Source organism: Armatimonas sp. (assembly GCF_031410135.1).
GTDB lineage: Bacteria > Armatimonadota > Armatimonadia > Armatimonadales > Armatimonadaceae > Armatimonas.
This window is the reverse complement of sequence record NZ_JANNYP010000721.1, coordinates 1-4,675: the sequence shown is the minus strand read 5'-3', so window position 1 is coordinate 4,675 and position 4,675 is coordinate 1. Positions and strand designations below refer to the sequence as shown.

The 4,675-nt window shown below is 54.5% G+C and carries 5 protein-coding genes; all 5 read left to right on the top strand.

Features of this window, described 5'->3' with window-relative positions; all coding sequences use genetic code 11:
• Positions 1 to 74: 74 nt before the first annotated feature.
• The 5 genes from RMO15_RS26250 to RMO15_RS26230 all read left to right on the top strand — a co-directional run bounded on the left by RMO15_RS26250 (position 75) and on the right by RMO15_RS26230 (position 4,647).
• Positions 75 to 2,033 (top strand): S-layer homology domain-containing protein, encoded by a 1,959-nt coding sequence (locus tag RMO15_RS26250; RefSeq protein ID WP_309719766.1) that lies wholly within the window; start codon positions 75 to 77, stop codon positions 2,031 to 2,033.
• Positions 2,034 to 2,122: 89 nt separating this feature from the next.
• Positions 2,123 to 2,683, top strand: a complete 561-nt coding sequence (gene efp, locus RMO15_RS26245; RefSeq protein WP_309719763.1) for an elongation factor P — start codon at positions 2,123 to 2,125, stop codon at positions 2,681 to 2,683.
• 32 nt (positions 2,684 to 2,715) lie between these two features.
• Positions 2,716 to 3,837, top strand: a complete 1,122-nt coding sequence (locus RMO15_RS26240; protein ID WP_309719760.1) for a hypothetical protein — start codon at positions 2,716 to 2,718, stop codon at positions 3,835 to 3,837.
• Positions 3,838 to 4,251: a biotin/lipoyl-binding protein gene (locus tag RMO15_RS26235; RefSeq protein WP_309719758.1), complete on the top strand. Its 414-nt coding sequence runs from the start codon at positions 3,838 to 3,840 to the stop codon at positions 4,249 to 4,251.
• Entirely contained in the window at positions 4,252 to 4,647 is a 396-nt protein-coding gene (locus tag RMO15_RS26230) for a prepilin-type N-terminal cleavage/methylation domain-containing protein (RefSeq protein WP_309719755.1), read from the top strand.
• Positions 4,648 to 4,675: the final 28 nt, after the last annotated feature.

Below are 4,675 nucleotides of genomic sequence, written 5' to 3'. Positions count from 1 at the left end.
GCATCGCAGTGGCGGGCGGAACCGCGCCGTGAAAATCAATCGCGATATCAATATCGGGGCCTGCCGCCTCGCGCATGGCGGCAAACTTGTCGTGGGCCTACCAGGCCATTGACAAGCTCGCGCAGCTCAAAATCATCCTTGGCGATCCAGACGGACTCTACCATGGTAAGCGCACCCTGACCCGCTACGAAATGGCAGTGATGCTGGCTCGCATGCTGGATATTCTCGATCAGCGCTACGCTATGAAGAACCATGGCGAGCATGGTGGTGGCACCCCCCCGGACATGACCAACTTTGCCACCAAGGGCGATCTCAATGCTGTTAAAGGCATGATCGGTAAGGGCGGCAATGGCGGCGGCACCCCCCCGGACATGAGCAACGTTGCCACCAAGGGCGACCTTACCAACCTTGTCAAGAAGTCCGACCTCGACCTGATTCGCAAGATGGTGGCCGAGTTCCAGACCGAACTGACGACGCTTGGTGTGGATGTAGACGCGATCAAGAAGCGTCTTAAGAACGTTGAAGACCGTGTTAGCAAGCTGGAAGACCAGTGGAACAAGCGTCTGAAGATCAACGGTGGCTTTAACACCTATGTCCGTGGCAACTTCCGTGAGGATGGCACTTCGGCATTCCGTGACCGTGATGGTTTCGTCGTCACTGGTGGCCCTGGTACGAGCGGTAGCATTCTTGCCGACACTCGTGCACTCCACGATCTCGACCTGAACCTGAAGGCCACGCCCAACGACAACACGACGTTTGAAGCGAACCTGACTGTCGGTAACTACCTTCCTTACCTCGGTGGCGGCTTCGGCGCTCGCTCCGATCGTCCTGGCACCAAGGTGAACCAGGATCAGGCAACGACCCTCTGGTCCGCTCACATGAGCACGGGTGTTAGCCTGCCGATCCTTGGCAGCACCGGTGTGACGGTTGGACGTATCCCCACTCAGTTTGGTGCGTACACCTTCAAGACCCCCGATCAGGACTCCTACTTCACGAACCAGAAGACCGATAACGGATCCATCCCCACAGACGGTTTCCGTGGGAACTTCCGCATCCAGGGCATCAACTTCACCACCCAAGCGGGTAAAGTGAACCCCGTAAACTATGGATTTGGCTCTGCCAACCTCGCTCCGGCTGTGATGGCAGGTGCGTTCCGTGGTGGATATGTCGGTGGTCTGACCCGTGCAAACACCGTGGGTGTCTTCGGTCAGTCGGGTCGTGTTGGTGGTATGAACGTCAACCAGTTCGCAGGTGGTACGGCTAACTTCAATGTTAACGTCCTGACCAAGTTCAATATCAATGCCAGCTACCTCACCTTTGGTGGAGCTGCTCAGTCAGCAACCGCTGGTGCTCCGGCGAACTTTGATACTGTCAATGTTATGGCAGCCGATGTCTCTACCCGCCTGCTGGGTGTCACCGTTGTGGGTAAGTATGCGAAGTCGGACACCATGATTGGTAGCAAGAATGTCACTACCAAGAACAACGAAGCACTTGATGTTAACGGCCAGTTCGGTCGCGGCAACTTCATCGTTTCCGGTGGTTACCGCAACGTCGGACCGTACTTCGGTGCGCCAGGTGCATGGGCTCGTGTTGGTTCCTTCCAGAACCCCACGGACATCAAGGGTGCTTATGGTAAGGCTTCTTGGAACCCAACCAACCGCATCGAGCTGATGGGATCAGTTCAGGACTACCAGGGTACGGGTAAAGCAACCGGTCTTGGTGGTCTTACGACAAACGACAAGATCGCTAATATTGGCCTCGGTGCCAAGTGGCAGGTTACCGGACCGTCCTCGCTTGAGGTATCGACAGAGTCAACAACCTACACCCGTGCAGGCAGTGGTGTGAAGCCTCGTGAGATGTTCACCAACATTGGCTACCGGTTTGACTTCAACCCGGCCAGCACCTTCCGCCTCCTTTACCAGGTTGCGGACTACAATGGTAAGGGCAATGCAGCGTTCAACGGATCTACCGCCGGAACCGACAACATCCAGAAGGGTGGAGTCGTCTCGGGTCAGTTCTCCGTTAAGTTCTAAGCAGGAGTCATCCCGCTTACGGCCCTCAGCTTCGGCTGAGGGCCTTTTTCATGCTATAATACGTTCTAGTTTCAAAGGAGTATTTTCGATTGGATACCAGCGATTTCCGCAACGGTCTTTCTTTTATCTTCGACAACGATATCTATACGATTGTTGATTTTCAGCATGTCAAACCAGGCAAAGGGGGAGCATTTGTTCGCTCTACTCTCAAGAACCTGCGCACGGGACGCACCCTGGATAAAACCTGGCGTGCCGGTGAGAAGATGGAGGCAGCCTATCTGGAGCGCAAACCGATGCAGTACCTCTACGAACAAGATGAAGAGTACTTCCTCATGGACATGGACACGTTTGAGCAAACCGGTGTCTCGGCTACGATGATTGGCGAGCAGAAAAAGTACATGAAAGAGAACATGGAAGTCCAGGCCATTCTCCACAAAGAGCAGATTATCCAGGTTCATGTACCGGACTTTATGGAGCTTCTCGTAATCGAGACAGACCCTGGCGTGCGTGGAGACACAGCTTCTGGTGGCTCCAAACCCGCCACAGTTGAGGGTGGGGTTGTTGTCTCGGTTCCTTTCTTTATCAACGTGGGTGATAAGCTCAAGATTGATACTCGCAATGATAGCTATCTCGAGCGAGTCAAGTCCTAGCGCAGTACTATAACAACATCAGGAGACATTCCATGAGCAGAGAAGAATCAGAAGAAGGTGGGATTTATGTTCCACCTATCGTCTACACTCTAGCGAACTTGGTGATGACCGTTGCCTTTATCGTCGCGGGTCTGAGCCTGGCCTACCTTCTCTATGGAGTTTTTGTTGGTCTAGGTGGGTTCTCTAGCTGGGATGCCCCCAAACAAAAGATTATGATGGGCAATATTGCCCTTGCAACAAAAGCACTGACCTATGGCTTGGGGGCGGCCTCGCTTGGATTAGCAGTCGCTCTCTGGTTTGAGGAGATCGCGGGCTATGCCCTACTGATCGGGGCAGCGCTTCTTGGGTTGGGGCTCCCTATGCTAGGCGATGCGAGCTCTCTTGGCGTTGCCAAGGCTCTGGCTGCCTTCCCACAAGCGGCCTTAGTGCCGGGGGGAGTTGGCCTCGTGCTTGTCCTCCGGGATATTATCGCCAAGTTTGGAAGAGCGATTCAGAGGCGTGGTGCAGAGCCAGACTCCTCGGAGGCGACATTTGGGATGGGGGCAAAGCGTGAAGCAAAGCCCATCCGCACGTCGCTAATTGGCAAGTGTTGGGAAGGAAGCTACTGCCGCGACTGGGTTCGTCCCCACTGCCCTATCTACCAGAAGCGCGATGCCTGCTGGCGAATCCGCCAGGGTTGCTACTGCGAACAGGATATTGTCAGTAATGCATCCAGCAAGACTCAAGGCGGTGTTCAGCTGGAGATGGCTCCTGCCTCGCAGCTCAACTACGCTAATCCCTCGTCACCCGGGAGCGCGGCCCCTACCAAAATATTTCTCACGGATGCTCAAAAAGTGGAGCGCTGTCGGAACTGTGTGATCTACAACGACCATCAGTCTGATAAGTACAAGCTCATCATGCCGATGACCATCATAGCCACGATCGCTCTCTGCGTACTGATCTCCCCCTGGATGCGCTCGGGAATACAGTCGAGCATGACAGGCATTGAGTCTATTGCGGCAAAACTTTCCTTTGCAAGCAGCCAGGAAAGTGGCGTGAAGTTGTCACGCCCTAGTGATGGTGTTCTCTGGGCTCTTGTCGGAGCGTTCTCTCTAATGATCGTCTCTAAAACCCTCCAGATTGTGGAGTGGTGTATCTTTGTTAAGAAAATCTAAATGAATCACGAGCAGATTGAGGGCTTTGCCGCCCTCTTCACCGAGGCTCCATGCCTCACCGAGATAGAGATCCGACATGAGGGGGCGACCCTGCGGATGCGCCGCGCGACGACTGGTCCTTTGCCCACCCTACAACCGAGTCCAGCGACGCCTCCTGCCAGCTCCGCGCTTTCGATACCAGCACCGACAAACACTTGCGTGGTGACGGCGGAGCACGTGGGGGTAATCCACTCGGTAGTTGAGGTAGGAATCTTGGTCAAAAGCGGGCAGGTGCTGGCCCAGATAGACACGATGCGCTTACTCTCGGATTGTAAAGCACCACTTAGCGGGAAACTTGTTGAGGTTCTTATCACTGAGGGGCAGCCTGTTGAATACGGCCAGCCTCTCTTTACGATTGTGCCGGAGGAAAGCTAGATGCAGCGACGTGTATTCACGCTTATTGAGATCCTTGTGGTAGTGGTCATTCTTGGCATCCTAGCCGCCATTGTCATCCCTCGTCTGACCGGTGGTGGGAAAGATGCGGCAGGAAAGCGCATTCTCGCTCCCAAGGAAAAGGCCCAGCAAGTTGGCACCATTAGCTATGTCTCCCAGATCCAGCAGGCCATCACCATGTACAAGATGGATAACGACGAGCGCCTGCCAGCCAACCTCCAGGAGCTGAAGCGCTACGGGGTCACCGATGAGATGCTCATTGATGGTATCAGTAAGCAGCCCCTGCAGTACAATCCCCAGACCGGTGAAGTCACCAGTCCAACCGCTCTTCCCGGTAGTGTGGGTAGAGCACTTAATCTTCAAAATCAAGGACAGTAATGTTCAGTAAAATCCTCATTGCCAACCG

Coding starts and splice junctions, on each gene's coding strand:
- RMO15_RS26250 (WP_309719766.1), top strand. CDS start 75: ATGGCGGCAAACTTGTCGTGGGCCTACCAGGCCATTGACAAGCTCGCG.
- RMO15_RS26240 (WP_309719760.1), top strand. CDS start 2,716: ATGAGCAGAGAAGAATCAGAAGAAGGTGGGATTTATGTTCCACCTATC.
- RMO15_RS26235 (WP_309719758.1), top strand. CDS start 3,838: ATGAATCACGAGCAGATTGAGGGCTTTGCCGCCCTCTTCACCGAGGCT.
- RMO15_RS26230 (WP_309719755.1), top strand. CDS start 4,252: ATGCAGCGACGTGTATTCACGCTTATTGAGATCCTTGTGGTAGTGGTC.